This is a genomic window from Leifsonia virtsii (assembly GCF_030433675.1).
GTDB lineage: Bacteria > Actinomycetota > Actinomycetes > Actinomycetales > Microbacteriaceae > Leifsonia > Leifsonia virtsii.
The window spans coordinates 650,239-669,723 of sequence record NZ_JAROCB010000001.1 but is presented as its reverse complement, the minus strand read 5'-3'; the positions used below and the strand labels follow the sequence as shown (position 1 = coordinate 669,723).

Here is a 19,485-nt window from a genome sequence, read left to right as displayed (position 1 = left end):
TCAGACCCCGAAGCCGGCCAGCCAGGCGTCGACCACCGGGATGTCGACGCGCTGGTACCCGCCGAGGTAGCGGCAGTTGTCCGTGTAGCCGTAGCTCGTCACGGCGACAAGGCGGTCACCGAGGAACACCGGCCCGCCGGAGTCGCCGAAGCAGGTGCCGCCGGTGCCGCGCGTGTCGTTCGGGTTGCCGTTGGTCTGCAGGATCTGCGGCGTGAGCTTCTGCCCGGGCATGTCGACGAAGCGGCGGATGAGAGGGTAGCTCATCGGCTGCGGCTTCTGCGGACCGGACTCCGGCTTCCGGACCTCGGTGCCGTATCCGACCGCCGTGAACAGCGTCTTGGAGAGGTCGCTCTTCTTGATGGCGTCGAGCGTGCCGACCGGAGCGAGCTGCGGGTAGCCGGCGCCGAACGAGGGGAGCGGCTGGTCGAGCACGATCACACCGACGTCGTTCCAGTTGGCCGTGTCGGTGAAGTCGGAGTAGTCCGGATGCGTGTACGCGGTTCCCGAGTAGTAGCCGGCGGCCGCGATCTCCGCGGCAGTGAAGCCGGCGCTCGGGTCTGCGGCGACCGGGAACGGCGCGGGCGGCTGCTCGGCGATCACGGAGTCGAACGTGACCAGCGTCTTGCCCAGCGTGCCCGAGGTGCAGTGCGCCGCCGTCAGCACCACGGTCGGCGACACCAGCGTCGCAGAGCACCGGAAGCGTCCGTCGGCGTCGTAGAACAGGATCAGGCCGACGTCGGGATGCTTCGTCCCGTCGGGCGTTCCTCCCGTGCTGGCGGCGGCTGGTGTGCCGACGGCCAGTCCGGCGAATGCGGCCAGCGCGATGGCGGCGGCCAGGATTCTCTTGCGCATGGATCCCCCTTTGGATCTCTCAGCGGTTTCGATCCTCCGAGTATGTGCGTCCTCTCAGATTCGATCCAGACCCCGAGCGGACGGACGTAGGGGATTGCGCACATGCGCGGGTGACGCGGGCCCGGCTCAGCGCGCGCTGACCACCTTGAAGGCATAGTCGGTGAGCGCGGACGGCGTGGCCAGCACCGTCGAGCCATCCGCCATGGTGATCGCCTCGCCGGAGAGCGGGGACTGGTGGCCGGCGGCGTCGTAGGCGCTGATCTCGTCGAAATAGACGGTCCCGAACCGGGCGAGCGACTGGCCGGGCCGTAGCACTCCGTCGCGCGTCACCCCGGCATCCACCGTGATCGCGGGAGGGAAGCCCGTGTCCACGCTGAAGCTCATCGTGCGGGCGGTGGTCTCGTTGCTGAAGAAGTAGGCCGCCGTCCCCGCCGCGTTCGCGTTGAGGCAGAGGGAGGCGCTGACCACGTCGCCTGGCCGCACGGCGAGCCCGATCGTCCCGATTCCCTGGGCCCAGAGCGAGCAGGTCACGGTCTGCGCGGCCGTCACGGTCAGCTGCGTGTGCACGTCCAGGAAGCCGAGCCCGGCAAAGATGTGGAGGCTATTGATCCCGAACGGGTCGGGGTCGAATTGGAGGTCGGGCACGGTCCAGGTGAGGAAGAGCGACGTGAAGGGCGCGTGACGCGAGGTGAGCGAATAGCCGGCGGAGTCGATCGGGTCCGGCCCGAGCGCGGGCGGCGCCGCAGGCGGCAGGGGAGAGGGGTCGAGCACGACCGGTTGCAGGTGCTCGAAGTGGCGGTAGCGGGCAGCCTTCTGCTCCCAGAGTGCCGCGAGTTCGCCCTCGCTCGCGGCGTCCGGACGCCGGGGGAGTCCGTGCCTGGCGAGCTCCTGCGGTGTCGCGTCGAACGGATCGAATCCGGTCGGCGCCGGAGGATGCAACCGCACGCGTCCGGCCTGCTTCGTCTCGTGGTCCATGCCGCGCCCCGCTCTCTGATCGGCCACAAGGTACTCCTGAGTCCGCCTCCGCGGGCAGCCCACTTCGCGCCGCGACTGCCCCCGTTCGGAACGTCTGCGGGTGCGCGCGCGCCCGCGCACGTTCCGGAGCGGCGCAGTCGCGCCGCGCAAATATCGTCTTGACTCGGATGATCTGAAGTCGGATGATTAACCGCATGAGCACCCGAATCTCCGCGGAACCCTGGCGCGGCCCCCTGCCCGAGGCGCACCCACCGGCCTCGCTGCGCATCCATCACCTGCCGACCGGCACCTACGAGACCCGCGCGGCCTTCGCGATCCGCGGCGGTTCCTTCTCGGACAAGCGGCAGTTCGCCGCCTCCGCCGTGCTCGTGCAGCATCCGAAGGGGGACCTCCTGATCGACGCCGGTTTCGGCGCTCACGTCGCGGACCACATCCGGATGCTGGCCAGGATGGAGCGCGCCCCGTTCACGGCGACGCGCACCGTCGCTGAGCAGCTGAATGCCGCCGGCTACGACCGCAGTCGTCTCCTCGGCGTGCTCGTCACCCACGTGCACTGGGACCACGTGAGCGGTCTGGACAGCCTCCGGGTGCCGATCTGGATCAACCGCGACGAACGGAGGTACGGCGCGGAGGATGCGCACGGCGCGGTCTACCGGGCGGTGTCCGAGGGCCTGTCCATCCACGAGTACACCTTCGACGGCCCGGAGTACCTCGGTTTCCCCGCGAGCCACGACGTCTTCGGGGACGGCTCGGTCGTCGTCGCGAAGGCCGGCGGCCACACCCTGGGGTCGGTGGTCGTGTTCGTGACGCTGCCGGAGGGGGAGCGGTTCGCGTTCATCGGCGACCTGACCTGGCAGCTGGACGGGGTCACCGAGCGCCTGGAGCGCCCCTGGCTGATGCGCACGGTCGCCGACCTCGACGTGGGCGAGGTGCGCACCAATCTCGCCCGAACGATCGCACTCAGCGACCGGACGCACATCGTTCCCTCGCACGACCTCCGCGCGTACGCCGCCATCCCGCTGCTGTCGCCCGAGCCGGCGGCCGGGGGTGCGCGATGACGGACCAGGAGGTGGCCCAGGTCGGTGACGCTTTCGCGCCCGGCCCGGACGCGGAGATCACCTGGCTGCTGCACCGCGCTGCACAGCGCCTGCACGCCGTGACCGAGTCCGAGGCCGCCGCGCAGGGCCTCGGACTGCGCGAGTACATCGTCCTCAGCGCGCTGGACAAGACCCCCGGCCTCACTCAGATCGAGCTGGGCAGGGCCCTCGGGCTGGACAAGACCACCCTGATGAGCCAGCTCGACCGGATGGAGCGCTCCGGGCTGGTCGAACGGCAGCCGGACCCGCGCGACCGCCGCGCCCGCATCCCGGTCATCACGGAGGAGGGGGAACGGCTGCGGAGCCTGACCGCCGCCTCCGCCGAGACGGCCGAACGGGACGCCCTCAGCGCCTTCACCGACGAGGACGTCGCGAGCCTGCGCCGGATGCTGTTCGCCATCGTCGGCGAGACGGTCGACCGGGGGTCCTGCCTGTGAACGACACGGACCGGATCGCGCTGGGACGCGCCGTCTACGCCAGGAACATCGGCGTCGGCGAGGCGGAGGCCGAGGAGCTGATGGTCCGCAGAGCCGGACGGGAGTACACGACGGAGGCGTTCAACGCCGCCGGAGGCATGGGCTGGGGGAGCGACCAGCTCACCGACCGCGACCGCGCGATGGCCGTCATCGCGTCGCTCGTCGGGCAGCACGTCACCGACGATCGCCTCGTCACCTACCTGACGCTCGCCCGGAGCACCGGCGTGACCGAGGAGGGACTGACCGCGCTGATGATCCTGCTCACGGCGTACGTCGGCCAGCCCGCGGCGTCCGCGGCGATGGCGACCGTGAGGCGAACGGCTGTGTCGGAGCCGTCACCGTCATAGCCGAAGCTGAGTGCGCCGTCAGTCGGACGCCCCGCCAGGAACGGGCTGATTCGCGAGACTGTGGACACGGCCCGTCGATGGGTCGATCCAGTTGCCGGAACCTGTGATCCGGTGCCAGCGCTTGTGGAACGCGAGGTCGGTGTCCTCTGCGTCGACAACCGTCGCACCGCACAGCTCACAGATGCGCAGGATGACCGTGTCGCCGTCCGCGGTCGTGACCGAGATCGTGCCGGCCGGGAATACGACGCCCATCGGGTTCCTCCTCATCTGCAACCGTCCGTTCAGGTCGCGCGATTTGCGGTCAGAGTACGCGATGCAGGATGTCGACAGGGAGTGGCGACGTGCTGATCGGTAGATTCGTGCTGTGACGAGGGACGAGATCCAAGAAGCTTCCGCCGACGCCGTGAGCCGCGCCAGCCTGCACCTCATCGGCGGGGGAGCGACCACGCTCGCGGACGCCGCGCTCCACGCTCCGTTCCTGGAGGAGGCGGCGCTCCGCGCACAGCGTCCGCGACCGCGCATCGCCGTGATCTCACTGCACCCTGAGGCGGAGGAGAAGGCCGCAGCACTGGGGGAGCTCCTGGTCGGGGCCGCGACCGGATCGATCGATCTGCAGCTGAGCACGGGACGGCCTGGCCAACCCATCGGCCTCGAAGCGATCGCCGACGTGGACGGCATCGCCGTGGGAGGCGGCGTCGTCGAGGAGGTGCGTGCCGGGCTCGAGCCGCCGTTCGGCGAGCTGCGCCGGCTGGTGTCCGCCGGCGTGCCGTACCTCGGCGTCTCGGCCGGCGCGATGATCGCCGCCGAGGGCTCGCTCGGAGGCGGCTCGCGCATCGGCGGCGTCGTCGTCTCGCCCGAGGAGCCCGGAGAGCCGGGCGACGAGCTGGAGATCGCCGCCGGCATCGGCCTGGTGGACGTGGCGATCGAGGCGCATGTCGCCCAGCGCGGCACGCTGTCCCGTCTGGTCGCCGCGGTCGAAGCCGGACTGATCACCGGCGCACTCGGGATCGACGAGCGCACCGCGCTGATCGTCGGCGAAGGACGGCTCCGCGTCGAAGGAGCGGGCAGCGTGTGGCGGGTGATCAGGACGGACGGCGGGGTGCTGGTCTCCACGATCGGGGACGCGGAGTAGGTAAGGCGCCCTCACGCACAGCGGCTCGATTCTACGCGAACTGACATAATGTGCATTATCAGCGCGCGGCCGCCGCGCGTGCCATGAGCCCCGGCCGCTTGCTCAGGCCTGCTCCGCGAAGACCTCAGCCGCGATGCCGTAGCCCTCGAAGGCTAGGCAACGCCGGCGTAGGCGGCGATCTGGATGAAGATCTCCACGATCTCCTCCTTGGTCGCTCCGCTGTTCAGAGCGATGCGCAGTTGGCCGCGGAGTGGTTCGAGTATGCCCAGGGATGCCGCGATGGTCACTGACACGAGCGCACGGGTGCGCGTGTCGAGGTGGTCGGTGCGGGGCCAGGCGTCTCCGAACGCCTGGATGGTGGCGATCCGTTTGAAGTCCTCGGCGTTCTCCGGCTCGGTCGGCGCGGTTTCGAGGAAGCGCTCGAGTCGGAAGCCGAGGAGCTTCTCGGCTTCGTTGAGAGCGGTTGCGTAGTCGCGATCGATGGATTCGGACATGGTCATCTCCTTGTGTCAGGGCGGGAGGTGGTTACGCCCGACTAACGAGGTTAATGAAACATCATTGCGCTAACTAATGCAACTAAGTTGCGCTAAACTGTCAGCGCAACACATGCTTCGCATCCAGCCGGTCGGAAGTCGCCGCGGCGTTCGCACTCCCCCGGGTGCCCGGATCCCCAGCGATTCCATAGCCGATCGATGGGTCGCCCCGGGTCCTGCGGCGATAGTGGGGATGTGGAATCTGAAAACTCCCGCAGAAACCCCTCCCTCTCGCGTCGTGCCCTGATCACCGGCGCCGGCATCGTCGCCGCCGGCGCCCTCGGCGCAGGCTTGGCGGTGAGCCGGCCGGCCCCCGAATCCTCCGCTGTGACCCCGCGACCTACGTCGGCGGCGGGCTCGCGAACCTTCCGCACCACCGACCTCACCGTCCCGGCAGTCTCCAGTTGGAAGACCGGGACGACGGCTGCCGGACTCGTCTTCGTCACCCAGAAGGTCCAAGGTTTCACCGGTCTGATCATGCGGGAGAGCGGCGAGCCGGTGTGGATCGAGCCCACCCAGGCGAATGTGACGGACCTCCGCGTTCAGAGTTACCTCGGCCAGCCCGTTCTCACCTACTGGACGGGCACGAGCACGGCCGGACATGGCGACGGAGTGGGTGTGGTGCTCGACGCCGCCTACCGCCGGATCGCGACGGTGCGGGGCAACGGCGGGGTCGAGGCGGACCTGCACGAGTTCAGCCTGACCCACCAGGGCACGGCGTTGATCACGGCCTACGAGACGGTTCCCGCCGACCTGAGCGGCATCGGCGGCGCGAAGCACGGCTACATCTACGACTGCCGCGTTCAGGAGATCGACGTCGCGACCGGGCGTCTGCTGCTGGACTGGAAGGCGTCCGACCACGTTCCGCTCACCGAGACGTTCCTCGGCCTGACGCAGGACGAGGGCCACGACGGCACCACGAAGGGCCGCGCGTTCGACCCGTACCACCTCAACGCTGTCGAGGATGACGGCGACCTGCTCCTGGTCTCCGCGCGGCATACCCACACCGTGTACGCGATCGACCGGGCGTCCGGCGAGATCTCATGGCGCTTCGGCGGCAAGAACAGCGACATCCGGCTGGCCGAGGATGCCGTGTTCGCGTGGCAGCACGATGTCCGCCGGCAGGCGGACGGCACCATCACGCTCTTCGACAACCACCTGTACTCCGGGCGAGACGGTCGATCGCGTGGCATGTCGTTCGACCTCGACGCCGACGCGAAGACGGCCACGCTTCTTCGTGAGTACGCCTACGACGACCACCTCGGGACGGCGATGGGCAGCGTCCAGGTCCTCCCTGGAGGCAACGTGCTCGTCGGGTGGGGCACGGACCCGGCCGTCACGGAGTTCACGGCGGCCGGCGAGGCGATCTATGAGGCGACGCTGGGCGGCATCTCCTACCGGGCGTGGCGAGGCGAGTGGACGGGGCACCCCGCCGAGCCGCCGGCCGTCGCCGCGGAGCGCGAGGGAGACAGGGTCCGTGTGTTCGCCAGCTGGAACGGGGCGACGGAGGTGCGCAGCTGGCGTGTCCTCGCCGGGCCCGGCGGGGCGCTTGTGCCGGTGGGGACGGTGAAGCGCTCGGGGTTCGAGACGTCGATGCTCGTCGCACCCGCCGACCGGTTCTCCGTCCAAGCCCTCGGCGCCGACGGGGACGTGCTGGGCACCTCCGGGACGGTGTCCGCGTGACCGATGCGGTGGCGTGAGGCCGGAGAACCTCGAAGGTCGCACCCGGCGCGCGCTGTCAGCGCGGCGCTCGCTCGTTCCAGATCAGCGGCGATCGGCGGAGCCAGGTGTCGTCCTCGACGGAATCCAGGAGAAACCGGGCGACATCGGTGCGGCTGACGCTCAAGCCCGGCTTCTCAGTCCCGGCCGGCGCGGCGCGCAGTGGTCCGCGCGGTGGCGCATCGGTCAGGGCGACCGAGCGGGCCAGGACCCACTCCACGTCGGAGGCATGGACCACGGCATCGACGCCGTGGTGGTCGTTGTAGCCGTGCCGGATGCCCGAGGTCTTGATCAGCGCCTTGAAGAGCGGGTTGAGGGTCTTCCAGGAGTCACCGGCGCCGAGCGTGGAGGCGACGGCGATCCGGCGGATGCCCTTCTCCCCCATGACGGTCAGCGTGTCACGCGTCGCGTCCGTCATGAAGCTCGGCGGGCTCACCGGCTTCGACCACGGGTTGTCGCTGGCGCGGGAGTTGTTCAGAGCGCTGACCACGGCGTCCACACCGTCCGCCGCGCGGCGCAGGTCATCGATGTTCGCCGGGGTCCCCGCGATCAGCTCGACGCCGTCGGGCGCATCGACGGCGTCGGGCTTCCGTACGAGGGCGCGCACGCGGTATCCGCGCTCTACCGCCTGCGAGAGAACGTGAACGCCGGTGCGGCCGCTGCCGCCGAGGACGAGGAGGGTGGTCACGGGGTAGTCCTTCCGAGGGTGCGCTGTGATCTTGTGTCACATTCTGGGCCGGATCCGGATGGCCTGCAAAAGGCACATCGACGTGCGTCAGTCCACTGCGCATCCACTGCGCAAACGCACGTCAAGGTGCCTTTTGCAGGTGCTGCCCGCCCGGCCGATGATGGCCCCAGGAGGAACACGACATGCAACGCAGATACCTTGGAGCGACCGGGATCTCGGTCTCCGACACGGCACTGGGCTCGATGAACTTCGGTGGCTTCGGCAACACCGACCGCGACGAAGTCACCCGGATGATCCACACGGCGATCGATGCGGGCATCAACCTCATCGACACCGCCGACCGCTACGGCGACGGGGAGTCCGAACGGATCGTCGGCGACGCGATCCGGGACCGCCGCGACCAGGTCGTGCTGGCGACGAAGTTCGGTCTGCCCGACGTCCAGGATCCGAACCGGAGGGGCGCCTCGCCCCGGTGGATCCGCACGGCGGTCGAGGAGAGCCTGCAGCGGCTGGGGACGGACCACATCGACCTGTACCAGCTCCACCGCTACGACTGGAACACCGACCTCGACGAGACCCTCGGGGCGCTGTCCGATCTGAAGCGGGAGGGGCTCATCCGGTCGTTCGGCCACTCGATGTTCCCGGCCGAGAAGATCGTCGAGGCGCAGTGGGTCGCCGAGCGGCGCGGGCACGCCCGTTTCGTCACGGAGCAGGCCAGGTACTCGATCCTGAACCGTCGGGTCGAGGCCTCCGTCCTGCCCACCGCACGCCGGTACGGCATGGGCGTGCTGACGTTCAGCCCGCTCGCGAACGGGTGGCTCAGCGGACGCGAGCTGTCCGAGAACAGCCGTGCCCGTCTCAGTCCCGCCCTGTTCGACCGCACCACGCCCGGCAACGCGGAGCGCTGGCGGATCGTCGAGCAGCTGCAGGATGTGGCGTCCCAGGCGGGGCTGACGCTCCCGCACCTCGCGACGGCGTTCGTCCGCACCCACCCCGCGGTCACCGCCGTCATCGTCGGCCCGCGGACCCCCGAGCAGCTCGAGGATCTGATCGCCGCATCGGAGCAGACCCTCACGGGCGATGTCCTCGACGCCGTCGACGCGATCGCGGCACCAGGGGCCGAGACGCTTCCGGCCGACTACCTCACCGACACGCCCGCACTGACCGATCCGGCGCAGCGCCGACGCTGACCGCGACCGGCGGGACCGCCGCCCTCCCGCGCTCGGGAGCGGTCAGAACATGGTGTTGCCGTTCGCCGCTTCCTCCGGGACCTCCTGGATGACGTCCCAGTGCTCGACGATCCGGCCGTCCTCGAGCCGCCAGAAGTCGGCGACCGCCATGCCGCGATCGCCCGGTGCCAGGTGCAGATTGCTGTGGGTGACGACGAGATCTCCCTCGGCGATGGTGCGCTTGATGTCGAGGTGCAGGTCGGGGAACTGGCCGCGGAGCCAGTGCACGTAGCCGATGAACGCGTCGGGACCGTCTCCCGCCTGAGGGTTGTGCTGCGTGTAGGTGTCGCCGAGCGCGCGCTGCGCTGCCGCCTCGGGTTCGCCCGCGTTGAACGCCTGCTCATAGAACTCGCGGACGAACTGCGCATTGTCGGTGGTGGCCATCGTGTCCTCCTCGTGCGGTCGGGGTCCAGCACGACAGAATCTACCCGGGCAGACCGTCCACTCGCCGCCGCCTCTCACGCCTCCCGCGTGATCGAGACCTGCACGAACAGGTCGGAACTCCCGCTGCCCGCATACACACCGCGCAGCGGGGTCACGTCGGTGTAGTCGCGCCCGTGCCCGACGCGGATGTGGCGGTCGCCGATCGGGACGCCGTTCGTCGGGTCGTAGCCGTGCCAGGAGCCGCAGTACCACTCCACCCACGCATGCGACTCCCCGGTCACCGTCTCCCCCACGACCGGCTCGGTCTTCGGGTGCAGGTAGCCGGAGACGTAGCGCGCCGGGATGCCGACGGACCGGAGGGCGCCGATGGCGACGTGCGCGATGTCCTGGCAGACGCCGCTGCGCGCCTCCCAGGCCTCGGCCGCCGTGGTGCGGACTCCGGTCACCCCGCTCATGTACGCCATCTCGGACGAGACCGACGCGACGATCGCGCGCGCGGCGGCGCACGGGCTGTCGACAGCCGGCCCCACGGCCGCGGCCACGGTGGCCGCGAGCTCGGCGAGGGAGGCGGGCGGCTCGGTCAGGGGTGTCTGCCCCAGCTGCTCCACGCAGCCGGCCGAGCGCGGGATGGCCGCACGCAGCTCGTCCCACCCCACGCCTGCCTCGGAGTGCGTGCTCTCCACGACCTCCACGAGGCTGCTCGCGGTGATCGTCAGCTCACGGTGCGCGTCCAGGACGTCGAACGCGAGCACCCGGGTGCCCCAGTAGTCCGTGTACTGATGATGCGACGACACCGGCCGCACGTCGACCGACGAGTGCAGCACCAGCTGAGCGTCGCTCGACATCGGGAGCATCCTCGCCTCGTTGTAGGAGGCGCTCACGTCTCCGTCGTACCGGTACCCGGTGGTGTGCACGACCCGCAGCCGCTTCACGCCCTGTCCCCCATCCAGTTCAGTGCGACGTTCTCCGGGAAGTACCGCAGCGCCACCGCCTCGGTGGCCGCGCTGGTCGCATCCTGGATCCCCGCCATCGCGGCGGGCAGGTCGACGAGCACGTCGGCGACCGGACGGAACTCCAGCTCGCTGCGCACCTTCCCCAGCATCCGCACCGCGTCGTCGGAGACCCCGGCACGCTGGAGGCGCGGCTCGAGCTCGCGCAGCGACTCCAGTCCCCGCGTGATCGAGTACAGGATGGACCGCGGGAAGAGCCGGTCGTGCAGCAGGAACTCGGCCGCGTTCCGCGCAGAGGGCATTCCGCGGTACGTGCGCAGGTACGCCTCGTACGCGCCGCAGGAGCGCAGGATCGTCGTCCAGCTCGCACCGCTCGCCTCGGTCAGGGCGCGGGTCGCCAGCAGGCGGGCGGTCATGTCGGCGCGCTCCAGGCTGCGCCCGAGCGTGAAGAAGTGCCACGCCTCGTCCTGGCTCGCGCCCGACTCCATCAGGCCGACCGCCAGCGCGGTCCGCTCCCGCACCCAGCTGAAGAAGCCGTGCACCTTGTCACTCGTCACCTGGTGCGGCGTGCGGGCCGCCGTCGTGTTGAGGCACTCCCACAGCTCCGCGGAGATGATCTCGCGGGCCCGTCGCGCGTTCTCCCGCGCCGCGCCCAGCGAGTAGGCGATCGAGCCGGGAGCCGAACGGTCCACTGCGAGCACCCGGAGCACGTCCTCCCGGGCGCAGTGGGCCGGTGCGGGGCTGCCCATCACTCCGAGCAGGGAACGGCACGCCGTGTCCTCGTCGACCCACGGGTCCTCGAGCAGCAGTTGCAGGTGCACGTCCAGGATGCGGGCGGTGCCGTCGCTGCGCTCGAGGTAGCGGCCGATCCAGAACAGGGAGGAGGCGATACGACTCAGCACGGCGACCCCCGCTCCCCGGCCCGGCCGGACTGTTGCTGCTGCTGCTGCTGCTGGTCGCTGCGCGGCGCATCCTCGGCGGAGTGGTCCTGCAGGTGCGTCCCCACGTGCGGAGCGGCCTGGTCGGCGACCAGCCCGGCGACGCGGGCGACGCCCGGTTCGACTGTCGCGTCCTCCGAGCCGTGGCGTCGCGCGTCGGGCGCATCGGCGGCGCCGATCACCCAGGTGTCCTTCGACCCGCCGCCCTGGCTGCTGTTGACGACGAGCTGCCCCTCCCCGAGTGCGACCCGCGTCAGGCCGCCCGGAAGCACCCACACGTCGCGTCCGTCGTTCACCGCGAACGGCCGGAGGTCCACGTGGCGCGGGCGCATGCCGTCCTCCACCAGGGTCGGGATGGTCGACAGCTGCACCACAGGCTGCGCGATCCAGCCTCGCGGGTCGGCGATGAGTCGGGCCCGCAGCTCGTTCAGCTGCTTGCGGGAGGCGTCCGGGCCGATCACCAGGCCCTTGCCGCCCGATCCGTCCACCGGCTTCACCACGAGTTCGTCGAGTCGGTCGAGCACCTCGGCCAGGGCGTCCGGATCCTCGAGCCGCCACGTGTCCACGTTCGGCAGCAGCGGCACCTCCGCCAGGTAGTAGCGGATGAGGTCCGGGATGTACGTGTACACCAGCTTGTCATCGGCGACGCCGTTGCCGACCGCGTTGGCGATGGTGACGTTGCCCAGCCGTGCCGCCAGCATGAGGCCCGGCGTGCCGAGCACCGAGTCGACCCGGAACTGGAGCGGGTCGATGAAGTCGTCGTCGATCCGCCGGTAGATGACGTCCACGCGCTGCGGCCCCGACGTGGTGCGCGTGTAGACGTAGCCACCGGTGCAGAACAGGTCCCTGCCCTCGACGAGCTCCAGCCCCATCAGCCGGGCGAGCAGGGTGTGCTCGAAGTACGCCGAGTTGTAGATGCCCGGCGTGAGCACCACCACGTTCGGGTCGCTCATCCCGCCCGGCGCACTGGCGCGCAGCGCCTGCAGCAGCTTGTGCGGGTAGTCCCCCACCGGCCGCACCCGCATCGACGCGAACAGCTCGGGAAGGGTCTGCGCCATCACCCGGCGGTTGGAGATGACATAGCTGACGCCGCTCGGCACGCGGACGTTGTCCTCCAACACCCGCCACTCGCCGTTCCCGTCGCGGATGAGGTCGATGCCGGAGACCTGGATGCGCACCCCGTTCGGGCTCGTGATCCCGGCCGCCGCGCGGTGGAAATGCGCCGAGGAGGTGATGAGTCCCGCGGGCACCACGCCGTCCCGCACCGCGTTCTGGTCGCCGTACACGTCGCTCAGGAAAGCCTCCAGTACGCGCACGCGCTGCTGGATCCCCCGCTCCAGCCGCGACCACTCCGGCTGCTCGATCACCCGCGGGACCACGTCGAGCGGGAACGGCCGCTCCTCGCCGGCGAAGTCGAACGTGACGCCCTGCGCCAGGTACGAGCTCGCGAGCGACTCCATCCGTCCGCGCAGCTCCTTCTGCGTCATCGACGCCAGCGCCGCGAACAGCTCCCGGTACGCCGACCTGCCGTGGGCGGTGCCGGGGGCCACGGCGAACATCTCGTCGAAGGGCGCGCCGCGGCCGCGTCGCCTGGCCGCTGCGGGGTAGGCGTACCCGTCGAACAACTCGCCCATGCGCCGACGCTATCCACGCCTCGTTTCGCCCGCGTTTCGAACCTGTTGCGGGTGTGACGCCGACCGCGCACGCGCTCGCCACCGGGCGTGCCGCGCCGATCACCTCCTGACAACGCCTGCCGCGGGGCGCTAATGTCGGCCTCGACGACGCCATCACGGCGGGCGCACCTCGAAGGGATGATGCAGCGATGAGCCTGAACGATCCGACCGACCCGATGTTCCACGAGTTCTCCATGGATGCCCGCCAGATGACGCGGTCCGCGATCAACGCGATCCGCACGGCGCTCGGCATCAGCGGCGCCATCGGCGTCATCCTCGGCATCATCCTGCTGGTGTGGCCCGAGAAGACCATCGCGGTGCTGGCCATCTTCCTGGGGATCTACTTCCTCGTCGCCGGTGTGCTGCGTCTCGGCGTCGGCATCTTCAGCCGCGGGATGCGCGGCGGCGCGCGGGCGCTCAACATCATCCTCGGCGTCCTGCTGATCTTCGTGGGCATCGTGGCGCTGAAGAACGTCACCACCGCGGCGATCGCTCTCGTGATCTTCACGGTCGCCTTCATCGGCGTCGGCTGGATCATCGAGGGCGTGATGGCCCTCGCCGAGGCCGGGCGCTCCGGATCGGCCGGATGGTCGATCGCGTTCGGCATCCTGAGCATCCTCGCCGGGATCGTCGTGCTGGTCCTGCCGGTCTCGTCGGCGGCGTTCCTGCTGCTGTTCGCGGCGATCGCGCTGATCGTGCTCGGCATCATCGGGATCGTCCGCGCGTTCACGTTCGGCCGCGAGGCGCTCAAGGAGATGGGCTCCACGACCGCCGAGCCGCGCGTGGCATAGCGCCTCTCCCCCCGACGCCGACGGCCCCGTTCGATCGCTCGAACGGGGCCGTCGTACGTCGTCGCGTGCCGGGGCTCAGCGGTGGTTCGCCGCACTCGGCAGGTGGCGGGCCCACCAGTCCAGGATGATGTCGAACCGCTCCTGCCGGTGCCGCGGCCGCCCGCTGCGACTCAGCTCGTGGTCCTCGCCCGGGAAGATCACCAGCTCGGTCTCGACGCCGCGCCGCTTGAGCGCCGCGTAGTAGCGCTCGGCCTGGCCGAGCGGGCAGCGCAGGTCGGCCGACGAGTGCAGCACGAGTGTCGGCGTGCGCACCTGGTCGACCACAGCCTGCGGGCTCTGCGACCGCATCAGTTCCGGGTCGGTACCGGTGTACTCGTCGCCGAAGAAGCTGCCGATGTCGCTCGTCCCGACGAAGGCGTCGGGGTCGAGGAAGCCGCGCTCGACGATGGCCGCGGCGAACCGGTGGTCGTGCGCGATCGTCCACGCGGTCAGGTAGCCGCCGTACGACCCGCCCATGATGCCGACCCGGTCGGCCTCGAGTCCCGGGGTCTGCGCGATGGCGCCGTCGAGGAAGTCGAGCACGTCGGTGAGGTCGACGGTGCCCATCCGCTGCCGGATGACCCGCCCGTGCTCCTGGCCGTACCCGGCCGAGCCGCGCGGATTGGACATGACGACCGCGTACCCTGCCGCGACGTAGACCTGCGCCTCGTCGAAGAGCGCGCCGGTGTACGAGGCGAACGGGCCGCCGTGGATGTTGAGGAGCACGGGATGCGGCCCCTCGCCCTCCGGCACCAGCACCCAGCCGTGCACCGGGTAGCCGTCGCGTCCGGTCACGGTCAGCTCGCTCGGCTCCACGATCCCGTGGGCGCGCAGCGGCGCCGAGAGATCGGTGAGCCTGCGCAGCCCGTCGCCGTCGACCAGTGCGACGTCGCCCGCTGTGCGGGCGTCCGCGAAACTCACGACGATGGTCTCGCCTGCGACGCCGGCGCCGCCGACGACGGTCGTGGCGTCGGTGAGCCGCCGGCTCTCCCCCGCCGCGTCGATCCGCGTGAGCACCAGCGCGCCGCGGCTGCGGTCCTGCAGGAGCACCGCGTCGTCGCCGTGCGGCGTGATCGCGGACTCGGTGAAGTCGACGGTCTCCGGGTCGGTGAGTCGGCGCGGTGCGTCGCCCTCGGCGTCGATCACGTACAGTGCGGCGTTGCGGGCGACGAAGTCGCGGCCGCTCTCCCCCACGTCCTGTGCGGTGAAGAACAGCGCACCGCCGTCACCGAACCGGGCCTCCACGATGCTGTACGACCCGTGGGCGCCGGTCAGATCGCGCGGCTCGCCGCCGTCGACCGGCACGACGAACACGTTCGAGCGCAGGTCGTGGTCGCGGCCTTCGTGCCGGGCCGACACGAAGGCGATCCGCGTGCCGTCCGGCGAGAACGAGATCGACCCGTCGTCGAACGACCCGTCGGTCAGCTGCCGCGGCTCGGCCACAGCGGGCGCCGGGTCGCTCAAGCCATGTGGATGCGGCACCGGTGCCGGCGTCGGAGCGGACCAGACGTCGGGCACGGCGACGGTGAAGACGTGTGCGCGCCGGTCGTTGATGTAACCGAGGCCGTTCGCCTGATATTTCAGCGTGTCGATGCGGCGCGCGGGCTCCCCGTTCGGATCGATCCCCTCGACCGTCCCGTACCGGCCCTGTTCAGGCACGAGGCTGACGAAGGCGAGCGTTCGGCCGTCGGGCGCCCAGGCGAACTCGGACACGCCGAGCTTGCGGTCGGTGACGGCGACGGGCTCTCCCCCGGCCGCGTCCACGACGTGGAGCTGCGGCGGGCGTTTCGGCTCCGCCCGGAGGAAGGCGAGCAGCCGGCCGTCGGGCGAGAACGCGGGCGCCGTGTCGCGGAAGCCGCGCGTGAGCAGCTTCGGGGCGGCGTGGCCGGTCAGCGGGATCGTCCACAGCTGGCCGACGGTGGCGTCGGCCGAGAGCGACGGATGCGTGACCGACACGACGGCGCGGCCGCCTCCGGGGTGGACGGCCGGCGTCGAGACGCCGACGAGCAGGTCCAGGTCGGCCGGCTTCATTCCGCGATCTCGGCGTCCGAGTCGGCGATCGGCGTGAAGCTGGACACGTCGCCGACGAGGCGCGTGTGGTCGGCCGGGACCGGGTCGACGGCCGCCGCCGCGACCTCGGCCGCGAACTCGCTCACGTTGTACAGGCGGCCGGCCGCCTCCTTGCGCGCGTCGATGGCGCCCGGGTTGAGGCGGTTCAGCAGCGTGGCGGTGATGGTGCCCTCGATCATGTCCCCGGAGACCACCACGAACTCCACGCCCTTCTCCGCGAGCTGCGGCAGGAGGGCGCGCAGCGCGTCCTCGCCCGCCCGCTTGCTCAACGCCACGGCCTCGTATTCGGGCATCGTCGGCGTGGTGCGGATGAAGTGCGCCTGGTGGCTCGTGACGAACACGACCCGCGAGCCCTCGCCGAGGAGCGGGAGCGCCGCCGTGAGCGTGTTCAGCTGCGCGTCGCGGTTGAGATGCATGGCGTAGTCCTCCGCCATGCCGGACTCCATGCCGCCGGAGGCGTTGAGCACCAGGATGTCGAGGCCGCCCCACGCGCCCTGCACCGTCCGGAACATGGCCGCAACGGACTCCGCGTCGGTCAGGTCGGCGCCCACCGCGAGGGCCTCGCCGCCCGCGGCGACGATGCCGTCGACGAGTTTCTGCGCGCGCGCCTCCTTGTTGCGGTAGTTGATCACCACGCGGGCGCCGGCCTCGGCGAGGTACTGGGCCGTGTCGGCGCCGATGCCGCGCGACGAGCCGGTGACCAGGGCGCGCTTGCCCGTCAGCGAGCCGGGTGAGAGAGGGTTTGCCACGAATACTCCTGAAGCGTCGATGTCCTGCACCTGAGACTACCAAGTGGGTCCGACGCGGCGTCGGCCGGTGCTGGTACGTTCGTAGCAAGCAGTGAAAGGGGGACGTCATGGACATCACGTCCTTCGCCTGGATCGTCTGGCTCGTCCTCATCCTGGTCTTCGTCATCATCGAGATGCTGACGCTCGACTTCGTCTTCCTGATGATCGCGGTCGGCAGCCTCGGCGGACTGGTCTCCGGCCTGTTCGGCGCGCCCTGGTGGCTGCAGCTGATCATCGCCGCCGTGCTCTCGGTCGTGCTGATCTTCTTCATCCGGCCGCCGCTCCTGCACGCCCTCAAGAAGGGCGGCGACCCGGCCAAGAGCAACGTCGACCGGCTGATCGGGATGGGCGGCGTCGTCGTGTCCACGGTCACGCGCACTGCGGGCCTCGTGAAGCTGCAGGTCGGCGAGACCTGGACCGCGCGCCTGGCCCCGCTGGAGGGCTCGCCCGTCGAGCTCGTGCCCGGCGAGCACGTCATCGTCGTCTCCATCGACGGCGCCACCGCCGTCGTCACCCCCGCCCCCGTCTCCGCAGGGACCGACGGCCTCACCGGAAGGATCGCCCCGTGACCGATGCCACCCAGCTGGTGGTGACCATCGTGGTCAGCATCATCATCCTGATCATCGCGATCTTCGTGCTGGTCACGCTGTTCCGCGCGATCCGCATCATCCCGCAGGCCCGCGCCGGCGTCGTGGAGCGGCTGGGGCGGTACCACAAGACGCTGATGCCGGGTCTGAACGTCGTCGTGCCGTTCATCGACAAGGTGCGGCCGCTGATCGACATGCGCGAGCAGGTGGTGTCCTTCCCGCCGCAGCCGGTCATCACGGAGGACAACCTGGTCGTCTCGATCGACACGGTCGTCTACTTCCAGGTCACCGACGCCCGCGCCGCGACCTACGAGATCGCCAACTACCTCGGCGCCGTCGAGCAGCTGACCACCACCACGCTCCGCAACGTGGTCGGCGGCCTCAACCTCGAAGAGGCGCTCACCAGCCGCGACAACATCAACGGCCAGCTGCGCCTCGTGCTCGACGAAGCCACCGGCAAGTGGGGCATCCGCGTCTCCCGGGTCGAGCTCAAGGCGATCGACCCGCCCACGTCCATCCAGGACTCGATGGAGAAGCAGATGCGTGCGGAGCGGGACCGGCGCGCGCTGATCCTGACGGCCGAGGGCACGAAGCAGTCCGAGATCCTCAACGCGGAGGGTCTGCGCCAGGCCGCCATCCTCCGCGCCGAGGGCGACGCCAAGGCCGCGGTGCTGCGCGCCGAGGGCGAGGCGCAGGCGATCACCACGGTGTTCGGCGCCATCCACCAGGGCAACCCGGACAACCTACTGCTCGCCTACCAGTACCTGCAGACGCTGCCGAAGCTGGCGGAGGGCGCCTCGAACAAGCTCTGGATCATCCCGAGCGAGCTCACCGAAGCGCTGAAGGGCATCGGCCAGGCGTTCGGTCCGTCGGGAGCCGCACGCGGCGACGCCGCGGCCGCGGCACCGGAGGCGTCAGCGCCGGGCGCCGCCGCGGCGGCGAGCACGCCGGGCACACCTCCGCCCGCACCGTGACCTTCCTCGCCGGGCCGCGGCCGCGCATCATCGCGCACCGCGGCCTCGCCCTCGACGCGCCGGAGAACACCCTGCTGGCGTTCCTCCGTGCGCTGTCGGCGGGCGCCACGCATCTGGAGACCGACATCCACGTCTCCGCCGACGGCGTCGCCGTGATCGCGCACGACCCCGGGCTCGGCCGGGTCGCCGGGCGGGAGGTGCAGGTCTCGCAGCTCACCATGTCCGAGCTGCGCCGGATCGAGCTCGGCCACGGCCAGGGCTTCTGCTCGCTCGCGGAGGCGCTCGACGCGTTCCCGGAGGCCCGGTTCAACATCGACGTGAAGGATCTGCGCGCCGCCGCGCCCGCCGTGGAGGTCATCCGCACCGCACGGGCGCAGGACCGGGTGCTCATCACCTCGTTCGCGACCGACCGGCGCCGCGCCGTCGCCGACGCGTTCCCCGGCGTCGCCTCCTCCCCCGCCGTCCCCGAGTTCGCGCCGGCGCTCGTCGGCGCGAAGCTCGGCGTCCTTCCCCTGGTCCGGCGTTCTCTGAGCGGTTTCGCCGCCGTGCAGGTCCCCGAGCGGCGGGGCCCCGTGCGCATCGTCACGCGACGCACCGTCGAGCGCTTCCACGCCGCCGGGGCCGAGGTGCACGTCTGGACGGTGAACGACCCGAAGGACATGGCACGACTGCTGGATCTCGGGGTGGACGGCATCGTCACCGACCGCTGCGATCTGCTCGCCGCGCTCGTGAAGAGCCGCCGCTGATCACGCTCCGGACTCTGTGAGGCCACTGGGAGAACGGGCCGTCCGGAAAGAGAATCCCCAGCTTGACGGTTTATAACTGTGAGGATTCGCGCGCACAGAGGAGAACCACACAATGGCAGATCGCAGCTTGCGCGGCATGAGACTCGGCGCCCAGAGCTTACAGAGCGAAGAAGGCGTCGTCTACTCTCCGCGTTCCCGTTACACCTACCTTTGCCCCACCTGCGGCAAGGAGACCGAGGTCGTGTTCTCGGCCGAGGCCGAGGCCCCCGACAGCTGGGAGTGCAAGCACTGCGGCCAGGAGGCCCTGCGACTCGTCGGCGACACGCCCGTCGAGGTCGACCACTCCGACGTCAAGACGCCGCGCAGCCACTGGGACATGCTGCTGGAGCGCCGCACCCGCGCCGAGCTGGAGGAGCTCCTGGAGGAGCGCCTGCAGTACCTGCGGGCCCGCCGCGGCACGGCGGAGCACAAGCACAGCGCCTGATAAGCGCCGCGAA

The 19,485-nt window shown here is 70.5% G+C and carries 22 protein-coding genes; 11 read left to right on the top strand and 11 right to left on the bottom strand.

What is annotated here, in order from left to right; translation table 11 throughout:
• Together P5G59_RS03255 and P5G59_RS03250 are read right to left on the bottom strand one after the other, a co-directional pair.
• The gene (locus tag P5G59_RS03255; protein WP_301215946.1) at window positions 1–852 is read right to left on the bottom strand and encodes a trypsin-like serine protease; all 852 of its coding nucleotides are present in this window, start codon (window positions 850–852) and stop codon (window positions 1–3) included.
• Between the two features lie 126 nt (window positions 853–978).
• Window positions 979–1,854 (bottom strand): G1 family glutamic endopeptidase, encoded by an 876-nt coding sequence (locus P5G59_RS03250; protein WP_301215944.1) that lies wholly within the window; start codon window positions 1,852–1,854, stop codon window positions 979–981.
• 167 nt (window positions 1,855–2,021) lie between these two features.
• On the opposite strand from P5G59_RS03250, the gene P5G59_RS03245 reads away from it, so the two are divergent.
• Genes P5G59_RS03245 through P5G59_RS03235 form a run of 3 tightly spaced genes read left to right on the top strand, consistent with a single transcriptional unit; the run spans window position 2,022 to window position 3,747 of the window.
• A complete protein-coding gene (locus P5G59_RS03245; protein ID WP_301215942.1) occupies window positions 2,022–2,885 on the top strand; it encodes an MBL fold metallo-hydrolase in 864 nt (287 codons plus the stop codon).
• Window positions 2,882–3,361 (top strand): MarR family winged helix-turn-helix transcriptional regulator, encoded by a 480-nt coding sequence (locus P5G59_RS03240; protein WP_301215940.1) that lies wholly within the window; start codon window positions 2,882–2,884, stop codon window positions 3,359–3,361. The genes P5G59_RS03245 and P5G59_RS03240 overlap by 4 nt, the downstream gene beginning before the upstream one ends.
• Window positions 3,358–3,747 (top strand): carboxymuconolactone decarboxylase family protein, encoded by a 390-nt coding sequence (locus tag P5G59_RS03235; protein ID WP_301215938.1) that lies wholly within the window; start codon window positions 3,358–3,360, stop codon window positions 3,745–3,747. Before P5G59_RS03240 ends, P5G59_RS03235 begins: the two co-directional genes overlap by 4 nt.
• 18 nt (window positions 3,748–3,765) lie before the next feature.
• Here the strand turns inward: P5G59_RS03235 and P5G59_RS03230 are convergent, their stop codons facing one another.
• Entirely contained in the window at window positions 3,766–3,999 is a 234-nt protein-coding gene (locus P5G59_RS03230) for a histidine ammonia-lyase (protein WP_301215935.1), read from the bottom strand.
• 112 nt (window positions 4,000–4,111) lie between these two features.
• Between P5G59_RS03230 and P5G59_RS03225 the strand changes: the two genes are divergently transcribed.
• Entirely contained in the window at window positions 4,112–4,879 is a 768-nt protein-coding gene (locus P5G59_RS03225; RefSeq protein WP_301215932.1) for a Type 1 glutamine amidotransferase-like domain-containing protein, read from the top strand.
• A 152-nt stretch (window positions 4,880–5,031) separates the two neighbouring features.
• On the opposite strand, the gene P5G59_RS03220 is transcribed toward P5G59_RS03225, so the two are convergent.
• Window positions 5,032–5,373, bottom strand: a complete 342-nt coding sequence (locus P5G59_RS03220) for a carboxymuconolactone decarboxylase family protein (protein WP_301215928.1) — start codon at window positions 5,371–5,373, stop codon at window positions 5,032–5,034.
• Window positions 5,374–5,607: 234 nt separating this feature from the next.
• Between P5G59_RS03220 and P5G59_RS03215 the strand changes: the two genes are divergently transcribed.
• Window positions 5,608–7,095 (top strand): arylsulfotransferase family protein, encoded by a 1,488-nt coding sequence (locus P5G59_RS03215; protein WP_301215925.1) that lies wholly within the window; start codon window positions 5,608–5,610, stop codon window positions 7,093–7,095.
• Between the two features lie 55 nt (window positions 7,096–7,150).
• On the opposite strand, the gene P5G59_RS03210 is transcribed toward P5G59_RS03215, so the two are convergent.
• The gene (locus P5G59_RS03210; RefSeq protein WP_301215922.1) at window positions 7,151–7,819 is read right to left on the bottom strand and encodes an NAD(P)-dependent oxidoreductase; all 669 of its coding nucleotides are present in this window, start codon (window positions 7,817–7,819) and stop codon (window positions 7,151–7,153) included.
• Between the two features lie 182 nt (window positions 7,820–8,001).
• Here P5G59_RS03210 and P5G59_RS03205 point away from each other — a divergent pair, with 182 nt between their 5' ends.
• Complete coding sequence (locus tag P5G59_RS03205; protein WP_301215919.1) at window positions 8,002–9,009, top strand: aldo/keto reductase; 1,008 nt, start codon at window positions 8,002–8,004, stop codon at window positions 9,007–9,009.
• Window positions 9,010–9,051: 42 nt separating this feature from the next.
• On the opposite strand, the gene P5G59_RS03200 is transcribed toward P5G59_RS03205, so the two are convergent.
• From P5G59_RS03200 to P5G59_RS03185, 4 genes are all read right to left on the bottom strand, one after another.
• Window positions 9,052–9,432, bottom strand: coding sequence for a nuclear transport factor 2 family protein (locus P5G59_RS03200; RefSeq protein WP_301215916.1), 381 nt, complete (start codon window positions 9,430–9,432; stop codon window positions 9,052–9,054).
• Between the two features lie 74 nt (window positions 9,433–9,506).
• Window positions 9,507–10,364 carry a transglutaminase family protein gene (locus P5G59_RS03195; RefSeq protein ID WP_301215913.1) on the bottom strand — a complete coding sequence of 286 codons (858 nt, stop codon included), beginning with the start codon at window positions 10,362–10,364 and terminating at the stop codon, window positions 9,507–9,509.
• Complete coding sequence (locus P5G59_RS03190; RefSeq protein WP_301215910.1) at window positions 10,361–11,284, bottom strand: alpha-E domain-containing protein; 924 nt, start codon at window positions 11,282–11,284, stop codon at window positions 10,361–10,363. The genes P5G59_RS03195 and P5G59_RS03190 overlap by 4 nt, the downstream gene beginning before the upstream one ends.
• Window positions 11,278–12,954: a circularly permuted type 2 ATP-grasp protein gene (locus tag P5G59_RS03185; protein ID WP_301215907.1), complete on the bottom strand. Its 1,677-nt coding sequence runs from the start codon at window positions 12,952–12,954 to the stop codon at window positions 11,278–11,280. Before P5G59_RS03185 ends, P5G59_RS03190 begins: the two co-directional genes overlap by 7 nt.
• Window positions 12,955–13,142: 188 nt before the next feature.
• On the opposite strand from P5G59_RS03185, the gene P5G59_RS03180 reads away from it, so the two are divergent.
• Window positions 13,143–13,784, top strand: a complete 642-nt coding sequence (locus P5G59_RS03180) for an HdeD family acid-resistance protein (protein WP_301215904.1) — start codon at window positions 13,143–13,145, stop codon at window positions 13,782–13,784.
• Between the two features lie 75 nt (window positions 13,785–13,859).
• On the opposite strand, the gene P5G59_RS03175 is transcribed toward P5G59_RS03180, so the two are convergent.
• Together P5G59_RS03175 and P5G59_RS03170 are read right to left on the bottom strand one after the other, a co-directional pair.
• Window positions 13,860–15,854, bottom strand: a complete 1,995-nt coding sequence (locus tag P5G59_RS03175) for a S9 family peptidase (RefSeq protein ID WP_301215901.1) — start codon at window positions 15,852–15,854, stop codon at window positions 13,860–13,862.
• A complete protein-coding gene (locus P5G59_RS03170) occupies window positions 15,851–16,642 on the bottom strand; it encodes an SDR family oxidoreductase (RefSeq protein WP_301215899.1) in 792 nt (263 codons plus the stop codon). Before P5G59_RS03170 ends, P5G59_RS03175 begins: the two co-directional genes overlap by 4 nt.
• Window positions 16,643–16,749: 107 nt before the next feature.
• Here P5G59_RS03170 and P5G59_RS03165 point away from each other — a divergent pair, with 107 nt between their 5' ends.
• The 4 genes from P5G59_RS03165 (at window position 16,750) to P5G59_RS03150 (ending at window position 19,472) form a co-directional block, all read left to right on the top strand.
• Window positions 16,750–17,250 carry an NfeD family protein gene (locus P5G59_RS03165; protein WP_301215896.1) on the top strand — a complete coding sequence of 167 codons (501 nt, stop codon included), beginning with the start codon at window positions 16,750–16,752 and terminating at the stop codon, window positions 17,248–17,250.
• Window positions 17,247–18,242: an SPFH domain-containing protein gene (locus tag P5G59_RS03160; protein ID WP_301215894.1), complete on the top strand. Its 996-nt coding sequence runs from the start codon at window positions 17,247–17,249 to the stop codon at window positions 18,240–18,242. The genes P5G59_RS03165 and P5G59_RS03160 overlap by 4 nt, the downstream gene beginning before the upstream one ends.
• Window positions 18,239–18,988, top strand: coding sequence for a glycerophosphodiester phosphodiesterase family protein (locus tag P5G59_RS03155; protein WP_301215893.1), 750 nt, complete (start codon window positions 18,239–18,241; stop codon window positions 18,986–18,988). Before P5G59_RS03160 ends, P5G59_RS03155 begins: the two co-directional genes overlap by 4 nt.
• Before the next feature lie 112 nt (window positions 18,989–19,100).
• Window positions 19,101–19,472 carry an RNA polymerase-binding protein RbpA gene (locus tag P5G59_RS03150; protein WP_301215891.1) on the top strand — a complete coding sequence of 124 codons (372 nt, stop codon included), beginning with the start codon at window positions 19,101–19,103 and terminating at the stop codon, window positions 19,470–19,472.
• Window positions 19,473–19,485 lie beyond the last annotated feature (13 nt).

Coding starts and splice junctions, on each gene's coding strand:
- P5G59_RS03255 (WP_301215946.1), bottom strand. CDS start 852: ATGCGCAAGAGAATCCTGGCCGCCGCCATCGCGCTGGCCGCATTCGCC.
- P5G59_RS03245 (WP_301215942.1), top strand. CDS start 2,022: ATGAGCACCCGAATCTCCGCGGAACCCTGGCGCGGCCCCCTGCCCGAG.
- P5G59_RS03240 (WP_301215940.1), top strand. CDS start 2,882: ATGACGGACCAGGAGGTGGCCCAGGTCGGTGACGCTTTCGCGCCCGGC.
- P5G59_RS03230 (WP_301215935.1), bottom strand. CDS start 3,999: ATGGGCGTCGTATTCCCGGCCGGCACGATCTCGGTCACGACCGCGGAC.
- P5G59_RS03220 (WP_301215928.1), bottom strand. CDS start 5,373: ATGTCCGAATCCATCGATCGCGACTACGCAACCGCTCTCAACGAAGCC.
- P5G59_RS03205 (WP_301215919.1), top strand. CDS start 8,002: ATGCAACGCAGATACCTTGGAGCGACCGGGATCTCGGTCTCCGACACG.
- P5G59_RS03200 (WP_301215916.1), bottom strand. CDS start 9,432: ATGGCCACCACCGACAATGCGCAGTTCGTCCGCGAGTTCTATGAGCAG.
- P5G59_RS03185 (WP_301215907.1), bottom strand. CDS start 12,954: ATGGGCGAGTTGTTCGACGGGTACGCCTACCCCGCAGCGGCCAGGCGA.
- P5G59_RS03180 (WP_301215904.1), top strand. CDS start 13,143: ATGAGCCTGAACGATCCGACCGACCCGATGTTCCACGAGTTCTCCATG.
- P5G59_RS03175 (WP_301215901.1), bottom strand. CDS start 15,854: ATGAAGCCGGCCGACCTGGACCTGCTCGTCGGCGTCTCGACGCCGGCC.
- P5G59_RS03165 (WP_301215896.1), top strand. CDS start 16,750: ATGGACATCACGTCCTTCGCCTGGATCGTCTGGCTCGTCCTCATCCTG.
- P5G59_RS03150 (WP_301215891.1), top strand. CDS start 19,101: ATGGCAGATCGCAGCTTGCGCGGCATGAGACTCGGCGCCCAGAGCTTA.